12 protein-coding genes are annotated in these 13,717 nt (G+C 47.9%); 10 read left to right on the top strand and 2 right to left on the bottom strand.

Annotated features, from left to right (window positions below):
* Nucleotides 1–30: 30 nt before the first annotated feature.
* The 4 genes from icmF (at nucleotide 31) to ABE021_RS14685 (ending at nucleotide 6,433) form a co-directional block, all read left to right on the top strand.
* Nucleotides 31–3,300: a fused isobutyryl-CoA mutase/GTPase IcmF gene (gene icmF / locus ABE021_RS14670; RefSeq protein WP_430289679.1), complete on the top strand. Its 3,270-nt coding sequence runs from the start codon at nucleotides 31–33 to the stop codon at nucleotides 3,298–3,300.
* 569 nt (nucleotides 3,301–3,869) lie between these two features.
* Nucleotides 3,870–4,037 (top strand): hypothetical protein, encoded by a 168-nt coding sequence (locus tag ABE021_RS14675; RefSeq protein ID WP_430289681.1) that lies wholly within the window; start codon nucleotides 3,870–3,872, stop codon nucleotides 4,035–4,037.
* Nucleotides 4,038–4,088: 51 nt separating this feature from the next.
* A complete protein-coding gene (gene rpoE / locus ABE021_RS14680) occupies nucleotides 4,089–4,649 on the top strand; it encodes a DNA-directed RNA polymerase subunit delta (protein WP_430289684.1) in 561 nt (186 codons plus the stop codon).
* A gap of 182 nt (nucleotides 4,650–4,831) precedes the next feature.
* Nucleotides 4,832–6,433 carry a CTP synthase gene (locus ABE021_RS14685; RefSeq protein ID WP_430289685.1) on the top strand — a complete coding sequence of 534 codons (1,602 nt, stop codon included), beginning with the start codon at nucleotides 4,832–4,834 and terminating at the stop codon, nucleotides 6,431–6,433.
* Here ABE021_RS14685 and ABE021_RS14690 read toward each other — a convergent pair.
* Nucleotides 6,393–6,899 (bottom strand): hypothetical protein, encoded by a 507-nt coding sequence (locus ABE021_RS14690; protein ID WP_430289702.1) that lies wholly within the window; start codon nucleotides 6,897–6,899, stop codon nucleotides 6,393–6,395. The two genes, ABE021_RS14685 and ABE021_RS14690, sit on opposite strands and share 41 nt — an antisense overlap.
* Nucleotides 6,877–7,392: a DUF2529 family protein gene (locus ABE021_RS14695; RefSeq protein ID WP_430289687.1), complete on the bottom strand. Its 516-nt coding sequence runs from the start codon at nucleotides 7,390–7,392 to the stop codon at nucleotides 6,877–6,879. The genes ABE021_RS14690 and ABE021_RS14695 overlap by 23 nt, the downstream gene beginning before the upstream one ends.
* A 150-nt stretch (nucleotides 7,393–7,542) precedes the next feature.
* Between ABE021_RS14695 and ABE021_RS14700 the strand changes: the two genes are divergently transcribed.
* The 6 genes from ABE021_RS14700 (at nucleotide 7,543) to rho (ending at nucleotide 13,390) form a co-directional block, all read left to right on the top strand.
* Nucleotides 7,543–7,905, top strand: coding sequence for a response regulator (locus tag ABE021_RS14700; RefSeq protein ID WP_430289688.1), 363 nt, complete (start codon nucleotides 7,543–7,545; stop codon nucleotides 7,903–7,905).
* 112 nt (nucleotides 7,906–8,017) lie between these two features.
* The gene (locus tag ABE021_RS14705) at nucleotides 8,018–8,875 is read left to right on the top strand and encodes a class II fructose-bisphosphate aldolase (RefSeq protein ID WP_430289689.1); all 858 of its coding nucleotides are present in this window, start codon (nucleotides 8,018–8,020) and stop codon (nucleotides 8,873–8,875) included.
* Between the two features lie 103 nt (nucleotides 8,876–8,978).
* Nucleotides 8,979–9,626 (top strand): fructose-6-phosphate aldolase, encoded by a 648-nt coding sequence (fsa, locus tag ABE021_RS14710; RefSeq protein ID WP_430289691.1) that lies wholly within the window; start codon nucleotides 8,979–8,981, stop codon nucleotides 9,624–9,626.
* A gap of 19 nt (nucleotides 9,627–9,645) precedes the next feature.
* Nucleotides 9,646–10,929 (top strand): UDP-N-acetylglucosamine 1-carboxyvinyltransferase, encoded by a 1,284-nt coding sequence (locus ABE021_RS14715; protein WP_430289692.1) that lies wholly within the window; start codon nucleotides 9,646–9,648, stop codon nucleotides 10,927–10,929.
* Nucleotides 10,930–11,027: 98 nt separating this feature from the next.
* Nucleotides 11,028–11,993 carry a class II fructose-bisphosphatase gene (glpX, locus tag ABE021_RS14720; protein ID WP_430289693.1) on the top strand — a complete coding sequence of 322 codons (966 nt, stop codon included), beginning with the start codon at nucleotides 11,028–11,030 and terminating at the stop codon, nucleotides 11,991–11,993.
* A 113-nt stretch (nucleotides 11,994–12,106) separates the two neighbouring features.
* Entirely contained in the window at nucleotides 12,107–13,390 is a 1,284-nt protein-coding gene (rho, locus tag ABE021_RS14725; protein WP_430289694.1) for a transcription termination factor Rho, read from the top strand.
* Nucleotides 13,391–13,717 lie beyond the last annotated feature (327 nt).

Raw genomic sequence — 13,717 nt, forward strand, 5'->3', positions numbered from 1 at the left:
TGGAAAACAAAGCAAAAGGGGTGCACGAATATGGCAACAGCTGAAACGCAACAAGAGATCTACAAACCGACCCACCACGTTCGGTTTGTAACTGCTTCAAGTCTATTTGACGGACACGATGCGAGCATCAACATCATGCGACGCATTTTACAGTCGACGGGTGCAGAAGTCATCCATCTCGGCCACAACCGTTCTGTCGAAGAAGTCGTGAACGCGGCAATCCAGGAAGACGTGCAAGGTATCGCGATTTCATCCTACCAAGGCGGGCACGTCGAGTACTTCAAATACATGTACGACTTACTGAAAGAACGCGGCGCAGGTCATATTAAAATCTATGGCGGCGGAGGTGGCGTCATCATCCCGAAGGAAATCAAAGAGCTGCACCAATACGGCATTGCTTGGATCTTCTCTCCGGAAGACGGTCGCAAACTCGGCCTTCAAGGGATGATCAACCGCATGGTCGAAGAGTGTGACTATGCAACTGAAGTGAAGGACGAAATGGCCTATTTGGAACAAGTCGGAACGACGAAACCGGAGCTGTTAGCGAACCTGATCACGTATGCCGAAGAGCATTATGACGACCAAGACGAGAAAGCGAAAACGCTGCTGGATCGTGCACGTGAACTATCCAAAGGGACGCCGGTTCTCGGGATTACCGGAACAGGGGGCGCAGGTAAAAGTTCGTTGACTGACGAATTGATCCGCAGATTCCTCCACGAACTCCCGGATCGGAAAGTCGCAATCCTCTCGATCGATCCGACGAAACAGAAAACGGGCGGAGCTCTTCTAGGAGACCGGATCCGGATGAACGCCATCTTCAACAAACGCGTTTTCATGCGCAGTCTGGCCACTCGCGGGTCCCGTACTGAACTTTCAGGTGCACTGAAAGATGTGCTCGACATCGTCAAAGTGGCCGGTTATGACTTGATCATCGTGGAAACAAGCGGGATCGGGCAAGGGGACGCGGAAATCGATGAAGTTTCAGACGTATCGATGTACGTCATGACGAGCGAATTCGGCGCACCTTCTCAACTTGAGAAAATCGATATGATCGACTTTGCGGACTTGATCGCCATCAATAAATTCGAACGCAAAGGCTCTGAAGACGCGTTGAATCAAGTCCAAAAGCAATATCAGCGCAGTCGCCTTCTTTTTGATGAACCGCTGGATTCGATGCCGGTGTATGGCACAATCGCAAGTCAGTTCAATGACAAAGGGACGAATACTTTGTTTGCAGCAATTGTTGACACGCTCAACAAAAAATGCGGAACAGACTGGACGACGTCTTATACCGAGTTCGTAAAAACACAGAAACAGAACGTGATCATCCCGAACGACCGCTTGCAATATCTACGTGAAATTGCAGCCACAGTCCGCGGTTACCATAAACACGCAGAACAGCAGGCGCACCTTGCAACGAGATTGTATCAGCTCGAAGGGGCGCTCTCGGAAGTCCGTGAGAAAACACCCGATGATGCACTCGTGCAATCACTTGAAACGCTGCACGACAACGTGCGCGATGAGATGACGGCTGAATCCAGACGCATTCTGGATAACTGGAATACACTGAAAGACGCGTATGCTCAAGACGAATTTGTGACGAAGGTCCGGGACAAAGAACTCCGCACAGCACTGACGACCACGAGTTTATCCGGATTGAAAATCCCGAAAGTCGCGTTGCCGAAATTCAAAGATTATGGTGAAATCATACGTTGGGTCTACAAAGAAAACGTCCCGGGATCGTATCCGTACACAGCAGGCGTATTCCCATTCAAACGTGAAGGGGAAGATCCGAAGCGCCAGTTCGCTGGAGAAGGGACACCGGAACGTACGAATCGCCGGTTCCATTACCTGTCGAAAGACGACGATGCAAAACGTCTGTCCACAGCATTCGATTCCGTAACTTTATACGGAGAAGATCCTGACGAACGCCCTGACATTTACGGGAAAGTAGGGGAGTCCGGCGTCAATATTTGTACATTGGAAGATATGAAGAAACTCTATGATGGATTTGACTTATGTGCGCCGGCAACTTCCGTTTCGATGACCATCAACGGACCAGCACCGATTATCTTAGCGATGTTCATGAACACCGCGATCGATCAGCAAGTGAAGAAACAGGAAGAGGAATTGGGCCGGACCTTATCAGTGGACGAATTCACGGAAGTCCGGGAAGCGACGTTGAAAGTAGTCCGCGGAACGGTGCAAGCCGATATTCTGAAAGAAGACCAGGGACAGAATACTTGTATCTTCTCGACAGAATTCGCACTTCGCATGATGGGCGACATCCAACAGTATTTCATCAATAAAAAAGTACGTAATTATTATTCTGTTTCCATCTCGGGCTATCATATCGCCGAAGCAGGTGCCAATCCGATTTCCCAGCTCGCGTTCACTCTCGCAAACGGCTTCACGTATGTCGAGTACTACTTGAGCCGCGGGATGAACATCGACGACTTCGCACCGAACTTGTCGTTCTTCTTCTCGAACGGACTGGATCCTGAGTACACAGTGATCGGCCGCGTTGCACGCCGCATCTGGGCAGTTGCCATGCGTGAGAAATACGGCGCAAATGACCGCAGCCAAAAGCTGAAATATCACGTTCAGACGTCAGGACGGTCGCTGCATGCTCAAGAAATCGATTTCAATGACATCCGGACAACGTTGCAAGCGCTTATGGCACTGCAGGATAACTGTAACTCGCTCCACACGAATGCCTATGACGAAGCAATCACAACACCAACTGAAGAATCCGTGCGCCGCGCAATGGCGATTCAGATGATCATCACGAAAGAACACGGGTTGTCGAAGAATGAAAACCCACTCCAGGGATCGTTCATTGCAGAAGAATTGACAGATCTCGTCGAAGAAGCCGTGCTGCAGGAATTCGACAAGCTCAACGACCGCGGCGGCGTCCTCGGTTCGATGGAAACTCAGTACCAACGCGGCAAAATCCAAGAGGAATCGATGCTGTACGAGATGAAAAAACACTCCGGCGAACTTCCGATCATCGGAGTCAACACCTACTTGAACCCGAATCCGCCGTCTGAAGACGACATCGACAGTATGGAACTCGCACGCGCAACACAAGAGGAAAAAGAGACGCAAATCAAAAACTTGCGCGCGTTCCAATCCGCTCACAGCAGCGAAGCAGAACAAGCGCTAGCCGACCTGAAACAACTTGCAATCTCAGGCGGCAACATCTTCGAGGCTCTCATGGACACCGTAAAAGTCGCAAGTCTCGGCCAAATCACCAACGCCCTATACGAAGTAGGCGGACAATACCGCCGCAACATGTAACAATCGTACCAAAAAAGAGCGCAGGGATTCCCCCTCGCTCTCTTTGGTGCTTTCGCGTGTGTAAGCTGTTCAATTGGAATTGGCGATGCCTTCCACAATCAGCCCGCGAAACGTGAAAAGCTGCATGCTATATGTGGTTTCTATGTTTATCAAGAGTTTAAAATAGCTCCCTCTATCCTCGAAACTTCCAAAGAATATCCTATATATCTAGAATATCCGTTGATCGTAACGAAAGGCAACCTAAGTACGCCGAGTCCTGCGGCAACGGTCGCAGGACTCATATCCTGTGAGCCAATGCTAAAACCACTCCTGGGGATCAGCGAAGAGTGAAGACCGTGCAAGGAGTACCGCTGGCTTAATTTCTGAAAAGAACGCAGAAATACGGCAAATCGAACTCTTCGTTGTTCGATTGGCTGAAATCGAGCCCCCGGAAAGCGCACGTCTGAAGTGAAGATCAACACAGTCAAATTAGCCGAACCCAATTTATTCACAAACAAAATGAATTTCAGTGGATTTTAAACCCAAAACCCGAGTATACTATAAGGAATGGCCGAAAAGGGGTGCGGAAGTTGAAGATGGCACTTCATCTTGTTATTATAATCATACTAATCGTACTGATCTATCTCCTCTATGGAGAAGGATTCGGTGCAATTCCCTTCCTGCTCGCGGCCGTCTACTTACTCGTGATTAGCTGGAAAGAATTCAAGCGGTTCCGCAAGAATAGAAAGATACAGTAACAAAGCACCAGTCGTATACATGAAAGAAGCTTCAGAAAGGGCGTGCGCCTCATGGATTATAAAAACATGACAAAAGAACAACTACAAGAGGAATCAATGATCGACATCACCTTCGCAATTTTTGAAGATCGTCGGGAAGCTATTACATTTCAGAAACTAATGGATGAAATCCGTAGTCTTAAAGGCATCAGCAAAAAAGAAATGGAAGAACGCCTTCCCCAATTTTACACAGACCTCAATATCGACGGTCGCTTTATGGCGATGAATGACGGCGGATGGGCACTTCGTGAGTGGTACCCGGTCGATCAGATCGAAGAGGAAACAGCACCAGTCGTTAAAACTCGTAAGAAAAAGAAAAAAGCTTCGGACGATGACGACGACGAGTTGGATGATCTGGATGATTTGGACGTGGATGAAATCTTCGAAGAAGACTACGAAGAACTCGGCGACGAAAAAGACGAGGATGATGACGAGGATGAAGTGGATCCTGATGAAGATGAAGTCGAAGATCCTGCAGAAGGACTCGAAATCATTCCCGATGAAGATATCGATCTAGATGAAGAAGATGAGGAAGAAGAGGACGACGAAGAAGAGGAAGAGGAAGAATTATAATCTTTTCTTGACTTTAAAAGTCCTCCGCTATACAATCTAATTGGGCTCCTTTTTAAAGGACAAACGAACGGATGTTTAAGCGCTCCTTCTGCAGAGAATACTGCAGCAGGGGCGTTTTTTCGTTATTTCGCCGGTTGAAAATCAGCTTTTCCCGACCATTACAAACATTGGAGGAATCATTCATGACGAAATATATATTCATTACAGGCGGTGTCGTTTCCTCACTCGGAAAAGGCATAAATGCAGCATCTCTAGGTAGACTTCTTAAAAATCGCGGCTTACAAGTGACGATGCAAAAGTTCGATCCATATATCAACATCGACCCGACAATGATGAGTCCGCTTCAGCACGGTGAAGTGTTCGTCACACAAGACGGCGCAGAAACAGACCTTGATATCGGACACTATGAGCGCTTCATCGACATCGATTTGAATCGCTATTCCAATATCACGATGGGTAAAGTGTACTCATTGGTTCTTCAGAAAGAGCGTAATGGCGAGTATAATGGGGCAACTGTCCAAGTCATTCCGCACATAACGAACGAAATCAAGACACTCATCAAGCGCGCAGGACAAGAAATGCACGCAGACGTTGTCATCACAGAAATCGGCGGCAGTGTCGGTGACTTTGAATCTTTGCCATACCTTGAAGCAATCCGCCAAATGAAGACGGACTTAGGCAAAAATGATGTCATGTACATCCACAATACGCTCGTTCCGTACTTGAAAGCGGCAGGCGAGCTGAAAACAAAACCTACACAGCACAGTGTGAAGGAACTTCGCAGTCTTGGTATCCAGCCAAACATGATCGTGTTGCGAAGTGAATATCCAGTTCCACAAGAAATGAAAGATAAGATTTCATTGTTCTGTAACATTAAGCCGGAAGAAGTCATTGAAGCGAGAGATGCAGAAACACTATACGAAGTTCCACTGCGTTTGCACGAACAAAAGATGGACGACCTTGTTGTTGAGTTCCTCGGTTTAGATGCCAAACAACCTGAAATGGACGAAGTGAAAAAGCTCGTGAATCTCGTGAAAAACCTATCGAAAACGGTTCGTGTTGCCCTAGTTGGGAAATACGTGGAATTGCAGGATGCGTATATTTCACTCGTGGAAGCGATGTACCACGCAGGATATGCATTCGATGCAGATATTGACATCAAATGGATCAATTCGGAAGAGATCACTGCGGATAACGTGGCTGAATTGCTAGCGGATGTCGACGGCTTGCTCGTTCCAGCAGGGTTCGGAGAGCGCGGCGTGGATGGCATGGTCCATGCGATTGCCTATGCACGCAAAAACGATCTTCCATTCCTTGGTACAGGTCTCGGTATGCAACTCGCAGCAGTTGAATATGCGCGAAATGTGATGGGGCTTGGACGTGCCCACTCCGTTGAATTCGATGCACACACGAACGATCCAATCTTCTTGGTGCACCCGGACTACCGCAATGGCCGTGAAGACGAAAGCACTTTGCGTCTAGGCAGCTATCCATGTGAAGTGAAAAAAGGTACTAAAGCACATGAAGCCTACGGAAAAGATCTAGTCGAAGAGCGCCATCGTCATCGTTATGAATTCAACACGGCGTACCAAAAGAAGTTTGAAGAAGCCGGTATGGTGATTTCGGGAATCAGCCCGGATGAGCGCCTCGTAGAGATTATCGAAGTGCCGAGTCATCCATTCTACATGGGATGCCAGTTCCACCCCGAATTCGAATCACGTCCAACACGTCCACAGCCGCTTATCAAAAGCTTCGTGGAAGCAGCACTCGCACACCAAAACTAAAAAATTCAAAACGCCCTATTCTGCAGGATGCAGAATAGGGCGTTTTTCGTTGAATCAGATGGCAAGTGGAAAATCCGCTCATGCTCGGCTGGATCCGCCCGTTTCCGGGGTAGAACCCACTCATTCCGCGGTCGAACCCGCTCGTTCCGCGGTAGAACCCGCTCGTTTCAGGGGTAAACCCGCTCGTTCCGGGGGTGAACCCGCTCGTTCCGGGGGTGAACCCGCTCGTTCCGGGGGTGAACCCGCTCGTTCCGGGGGCGAACCCGCTCGTTTCGCGGTCGAACCCGCTCGTTCCGCGGTCGAACCCGCTCATTCCGCGGTCGAACCCGCTCATTCCGCGGTCGAACCCGCTCGTTTCCCGCCCGAACCCGCTCATTCCGCGGTCAACCCCGCTCGTTCCACGCCCAAACCCGCCCGTTCCCGCGCCTATCAACTCCAACCAATCACAAATCCAACAACATTTCATCGTAAGATAGCTTCACTGCTTCGTAAATGAACAACGACGCAAGCAAGTGAGGTTCCACAACGCGTACACCCTCATCGTTAGGAAGCAATCCCTTGGAAATCCCTGTTGCAATGTAGACATCGGCAAGCTCCGAAAGCTCATTCTCTTCGGATGCTTTCTCTGACGCCACAACTGCAAAAGCGACACCTTGTTTCATCAAAACTTTCGCGATTTCAAGTGCCTCTGCACTCCTGCAACTTCGAGTGAAGAGCCAAACGCGATCCATGGAACCTAATTCGATATCCGTTGAATACGGGGTCGCATTCGCAAAAGACTCAGCCCCTTCCAGTGCATTGATCACCACACCATTTAGTTCATTTAGTCCAGCCACCACAACGCGGCCGTCCCCAACTGCCGCCTGTGCCAGAAGTCGTGCAGTATCTTCAATTGCCTCTTCATGGTTCGTTGCAATCCGCTGCAAGAGACCAGAAATTTGTGTCGTTAACATTTTCATAACTCCACCTCCATAACTAGTAGTATAGTGAATGTGAAATCATTTCGCGATAAAAGCAGGAATTAAAGCTATTTTGTCTAATTACTATTAATATTCAAACTTATTGTATTCGGACTATAATATGGATCATATTTAAAAGGAGTGGGCAGTTTGAAGAAGTTGTTGATTGTGGACGACCAGGCTGGTATACGCCTGTTGCTTGATGAAGTTTTTAAAAAAGAAGGGTATGAAACCGTCCTCGCCTCAAATGGTAAAGAGGCGTTACTTCGCGTGGAGAATGACGACCCCGACTGTATCCTATTAGACATGAAAATGCCAGGAATGGATGGGGCTGAAGTGCTTCGTCAGGTGAAAAGTGATAGACCGGATAGACCAGTGGTCATGATGACCGCATACGACGAAATCGAGTCCGCCGATCCTGAAGCAGAGCATCGTGCAGACCACTACTTCACAAAGCCCTTTGATATCCATGAAGTGCGACAGACCATCAATAAGTTGTTACGAGAACGATAGTGCCTGTTCCCCTAAGTGGAAGTGGAACGATTTTTTTGATATGATGGGATTGGAATACATCTAAATATAAATCCAACACAGTCCATTTTCATATTCGAAGGAGGAACTACACATGGCACTCGTATCAATGAAAGAAATGATGATTAAAGGTAAGCGCGAAGGATATGCAATCGGGCAATTCAACTTGAACAACTTGGAGTATACGCAAGCGATCTTACAAGCAGCTCAAAGTGAAAACTCCCCAGTTATCCTAGGTGTATCTGAAGGCGCCGCACGTTACATGGGTGGTTTCACAACGGTCGTTCATATGGTTAAAGGTCTTATGCACGATTACAAAATCACAGTACCGGTTGCGATTCACTTAGATCATGGATCGAGTCTTGAAAAGTGTAAGGAAGCGATTGATGCTGGATTCACATCGGTCATGATCGACGCTTCTGCAAAACCTATCGAAGAAAATATAGCGATTACGAAACAAGTTGTAGAATATGCACATGCAAAAAATGTTTCCGTTGAGGCGGAACTCGGACTAGTTGGCGGCCAGGAAGACGATACCATTGCTGAAGGCGTCATGTACGCAGATCCTGCAGAGTGTAAACGTCTTGTGGATGAAACGAATATTGACTGCCTCGCTCCTGCACTAGGATCCGTTCACGGACCCTACAAAGGTGAGCCGAATCTTGGATTCAAGGAAATGGAAGAAATCTCGAAGCAATCGGATCTGCCACTAGTTTTACATGGTGGTACTGGGATTCCTACAAAAGATATCCAACGTGCCATTTCACTGGGAACATCAAAAATCAACGTCAATACAGAAAACCAGATTCAAGGAACGATGAAAGTGCGTGAAGTACTAGCTGCGGATCAGGAAGTTTACGATCCACGTAAATTCCTCGCGCCGATGCGTGAAGCGATTCAAGCAACGGTTGTAGGGAAAATGAAAGAATTCGGCAGCTCCCAAAAAGCGTAACTCACTGGGCTTTTTTGCGTGAACGACTGGACAGAATCTATAGGGGGAGACATACCGGAAACGGATGAATCTCCTCCTTTTAATTTGAAGGAGGAACACGATTATGAAGTTTTTCATAGATACAGCAAATTTTGAAGAGATTAAAGAAGCACACAGCTGGGGGATTTTGTCGGGTGTCACAACAAACCCTTCACTCGTTGCGAAAGAGAATATTTCATTCCACGATCGTTTGAAAGAGATCACGGCACTCGTTCCCGGCTCCGTAAGTGCTGAAGTCATTGCACTCGATGCGGAAGGTATGATCAAAGAAGGTCGTGAACTTGCGGCGATTGCCCCGAATATTACTGTGAAGTTGCCAATGACTCCTGAAGGCCTAAAAGCGTGTTCAGTATTTTCGGCAGAAGGCATCAAGACGAACGTGACACTGATCTTCAGTGCAAACCAAGCACTGATGGCAGCGCGTGCTGGAGCTACATATGTGTCTCCCTTCATCGGCAGACTGGATGATATCGGACAAGATGGCTTGGCGTTGATCGAAACGATCGCCGATATCTTTACAATCCATAACATCGACACGGAAATTATTGCAGCGTCAATCCGCAGCCCACAACAAATTACAAATGGTGCACTTGCAGGTGCCCATATCTCAACAGTTCCATTCAAAGTATTGCAGCAGCTGTTCAGCCATCCACTGACAGATAAAGGGATTGAACAATTCTTGAAGGATTGGGAAGCCCGCGACAACAAGTGATTGTGTAAAGGAGATTGAAATGGAAGTATATAAAATACAAGGCGGCACCCCTTTAAAGGGAAACATTAAAGTCAGCGGAGCGAAAAATAGTGCGGTTGCACTCATTCCTGCGTCGATTTTAGCGGACTCCCCAGTCACGATAGAAGGGCTGCCCGAGATTTCCGATGTCCATACGTTACAGAGCTTACTCGAAGATATCGGAGGCAAAGTAGCCTTCCAAGATGGGACGATGACGATTGATCCTTCCGATATGATATCCATGCCACTACCGAATGGTAATGTGAAAAAATTACGTGCTTCGTATTATTTAATGGGCGCAATGCTCGGGAAGTTCAAAAAAGCGGTCATCGGTCTGCCTGGAGGCTGCCACTTAGGACCACGGCCGATTGATCAGCACATTAAAGGTTTTGAAGCACTCGGAGCCAAAGTCACAAATGAACATGGCGCGATCTACTTGCGCGCTGACGAATTGAAAGGCGCGAAAATCTACCTCGATATTGTCAGTGTTGGCGCGACCATCAACATCATGCTCGCTGCTGTTCTCGCGAAAGGGAAAACCGTCATTGAAAATGCGGCGAAAGAGCCGGAAATCATTGATGTGGCGACATTGCTATCCAATATGGGGGCAAATATAAAGGGTGCGGGCACCAATGTGATCCGTATCGAAGGTGTCGAAAGCTTAAGCGGAACACGCCACACAATCATTCCGGACCGGATTGAAGCCGGAACGTTCATGATTATGGCAGCAACGGCAGGAGATGGCGTTACCATCGAAAATGTCATTCCACTTCACGTAGAAGCGGTAACAGCAAAACTCCGTGAAATGGGTGTTGTCGTGGAGGAAGATGAAGAAAAGATCTTCATTCCGAAAACAGAGGCACTCAAAGCGGTTGATGTGAAAACGCTGGTTTATCCTGGATTCCCAACTGACTTGCAACAGCCGTTCTGTGTGCTTTCCACTCAAGCGGAAGGGGCATCGATGCTTACAGATACCATCTATTCCGCGAGGTTCAAACAAATTGACGAACTTCGCAGAATGAATGCAAGCAGCAAAGTCGAAGGACGCTCTGCGATCATTCACGGACCGACACCGCTCCATGCGGCAAAAGTGAAAGCGAGCGACTTGCGCGCAGGCGCATCGCTAGTGATTGCGGGTCTGATTGCTGAAGGGGAAACCGAAATCCAAGGAATCTCCCATATTGAACGCGGCTATGGCGGATTGATCGAAAAACTGCGGGGACTCGGTGCTATGATTGACAAAGTGGAAGTTCCTGATGAAGATGAGGTAAAGAGCAATTCATAAAACAGTTTAGTGCTCAATCAAACGTGTGCTATAATAGAGCGAACGATTGAGACAGGTACACAATCTGCAACTAGCAGAAAACGGGAGGAATTCTAGAGATGGAACGCAGTTTATCGATGGAACTTGTACGTGTGACAGAGGCGGCGGCAGTTGCCGCATCGCACTGGATGGGACGAGGTTTGAAAAACGAAGCGGATGACGCAGCAACAACAGCGATGCGTACGGTATTTGACACAATTCCGATGCAAGGCGTCGTGGTAATTGGTGAAGGGGAGATGGACGAGGCTCCGATGTTATACATTGGAGAAGAACTCGGAACCGGCCAAGGACCTTTCGTAGATGTTGCAGTCGATCCGCTTGAAGGGACAAACATCGTAGCCTCGGGCGGCTGGAATGCACTCGCGGTCATCGCTATCGCGGACAAGGGAAATCTCCTGAATGCTCCTGATATGTATATGGACAAAATTGCAGTGGGCCCCGAGTGTGTCGGTAAAATTGACATCAATGCGTCAGTCACAGACAACTTGAATGCTGTTGCAAAAGCGAAAAACAAGAAATTGAACGAAGTGACTGCAACGATTCTAAATCGTGAACGCCATGCAGCGATTATCGAGGAAGTACGTGCTGCAGGTGCGCGTATTAAGTTGATCAATGACGGGGACGTAGCGGGTGCCATCAACACGGCATTCGAAGGAACCGGCGTTGACATCCTTTTCGGTCTCGGCGGTGCTCCTGAAGGGGTTATCTCGGCAGTCGGTTTGAAATGTCTTGGTGGAGAAATCCAAGGGAAGCTCATTCCGATGAATGACGCAGAACGTGAACGCTGCGTGAAAATGGGCATCGATGTGGACAAAGTCCTTTACATGGACGACCTCGTGAAAGGGGACGACGCAATCTTTGCAGCAACAGGTGTAACAGATGGTGAACTCCTTCGCGGTGTACAATTCACAGGTGGCCACTCTAAGACGCATTCACTCGTTATGCGATCGAAGTCAGGCACAATCCGCTTCGTAGAAGGACGCCATAGCATGGACAAAAAACCTCATCTTGTGATGAAAGACTGAAAGACCTCAGACTGCCCGGCACATCAAGCCGGGCAATTCTTTTGTACCTCGGCAGCTGACCGCTGCACCCCCAAAAAATACTTACCCTAAACTTTAAAAGAGTGGTGCCAATAATGACAATGATAACGCTAGCTGACTTGGAAAACATGACGCTCAAAGAGCTCTATGCACTTGCCAAGGAATATAAAATTAGCTATTACAGCAAACTGACGAAAAAAGAACTCATTTTTTCCATACTGAAATCACGCGCTGAACAAGAAGGGTTCTTCTTCATGGAAGGTGTCCTTGAAATCATTCAATCGGAAGGGTATGGCTTCTTACGGCCGATCAATTACTCATCAAGTTCTGAAGATATCTACATTTCTGCATCTCAAATCCGACGATTCGACTTACGTAACGGGGACAAGGTGACAGGGAAAGTTCGACCTCCAAAAGAGAACGAACGGTATTACGGTCTCCTGCAAGTCGAAGCGGTGAATGGACAAAATCCTGAAGTCGCGCGTGAACGCGTCCACTTCCCAGCGTTGACGCCGCTCTATCCGACACGTCACATTAAGTTGGAAACGGAGTCCAGTAATCTATCGACACGAATCATGGACTTGGTATCACCAGTCGGTTTCGGACAGCGCGGTTTGATCGTTGCACCGCCAAAAGCGGGTAAAACGATGTTACTGAAAGAAATTGCAAATGCAATCACAACAAATCACCCTGACACAGAACTGATCGTCTTACTCATTGATGAACGTCCCGAAGAAGTGACAGACATCGAGCGTTCCGTGGATGCGGATGTCGTCAGTTCCACATTCGATGAAGTTCCTGAAAATCATGTGAAAGTGGCGGAGTTAGTATTGGAACGGGCAATGCGGCTCGTTGAACATAAACGCGATGTCGTCATTCTTATGGACTCCATCACACGTCTTGCTCGTGCCTATAACCTGATTATTCCGCCGAGCGGACGTACGTTATCCGGAGGTATTGATCCTGCGGCATTCCACCGTCCGAAACGATTCTTCGGAGCTGCGCGAAACTTGGAAGAAGGCGGTAGCTTGACCATTCTCGCGACAGCTCTCATCGACACTGGTTCACGCATGGATGAAGTCATCTACGAGGAATTCAAAGGAACCGGCAACATGGAGCTGCATCTGGATCGAACACTTGCGGAACGCCGAATCTTCCCGGCCATCGACATCCGTCGCTCTGGAACCCGGAAAGAAGAACTCCTCGTCCCGGCGGATCAACTTGAAAAACTATGGGCTATCCGAAAAACATTCTCAGATGCTCCAGACTTCGCCGAACGTTTCCTGAAAAAACTGCGGCAATCCAAATCGAACGTCGAATTCTTCGAAAAACTAAACGGCGATATGAAAAACCAACGCAATGGAAAAGGACTCATCTAACCAAAAACGCAGGCGGCCCATCGAGAGCTGCCTGTTTTTTTCTGCGGAACAGGGAAGTTACGGGGACTTTCACGGATACGACTAGCTGCTGACAAGTTATGAGCGCAAATTGAGTTTTATGGTTCTTACGGTGGTTTGGGGAGGCTTTATTTCGTTATTTTCTGGGTATAGTTTTAGAAAAAAACGAAAGGGTGGCTCCCTATGGAATTGCTAACGAACTTAACACTTCCGTTCATAGAAAAAGATCAACTTTTGTATTTCAAACAGACAGATGATGTGATTTTTCTTATTATTGAACTTCGTTCTAGTTCTTCCAAATGCCCAAAG

This window comes from Sporosarcina gallistercoris, from assembly GCF_050459885.1.
Taxonomy (GTDB): domain Bacteria; phylum Bacillota; class Bacilli; order Bacillales_A; family Planococcaceae; genus Sporosarcina; species Sporosarcina gallistercoris_A.

Excerpts from the sequence above, each read along its gene's own strand:
- rpoE (WP_430289684.1), top strand. The coding sequence starts at position 4,089 with ATGGATTATAAAAACATGACAAAAGAACAACTACAAGAGGAATCAATG.
- glpX (WP_430289693.1), top strand. The coding sequence starts at position 11,028 with ATGGAACGCAGTTTATCGATGGAACTTGTACGTGTGACAGAGGCGGCG.
- icmF (WP_430289679.1), top strand. The coding sequence starts at position 31 with ATGGCAACAGCTGAAACGCAACAAGAGATCTACAAACCGACCCACCAC.
- rho (WP_430289694.1), top strand. The coding sequence starts at position 12,107 with ATGACAATGATAACGCTAGCTGACTTGGAAAACATGACGCTCAAAGAG.
- ABE021_RS14705 (WP_430289689.1), top strand. The coding sequence starts at position 8,018 with ATGGCACTCGTATCAATGAAAGAAATGATGATTAAAGGTAAGCGCGAA.
- ABE021_RS14690 (WP_430289702.1), bottom strand. The coding sequence starts at position 6,899 with ATGAAATGTTGTTGGATTTGTGATTGGTTGGAGTTGATAGGCGCGGGA.
- fsa (WP_430289691.1), top strand. The coding sequence starts at position 8,979 with ATGAAGTTTTTCATAGATACAGCAAATTTTGAAGAGATTAAAGAAGCA.
- ABE021_RS14685 (WP_430289685.1), top strand. The coding sequence starts at position 4,832 with ATGACGAAATATATATTCATTACAGGCGGTGTCGTTTCCTCACTCGGA.
- ABE021_RS14715 (WP_430289692.1), top strand. The coding sequence starts at position 9,646 with ATGGAAGTATATAAAATACAAGGCGGCACCCCTTTAAAGGGAAACATT.
- ABE021_RS14695 (WP_430289687.1), bottom strand. The coding sequence starts at position 7,392 with ATGAAAATGTTAACGACACAAATTTCTGGTCTCTTGCAGCGGATTGCA.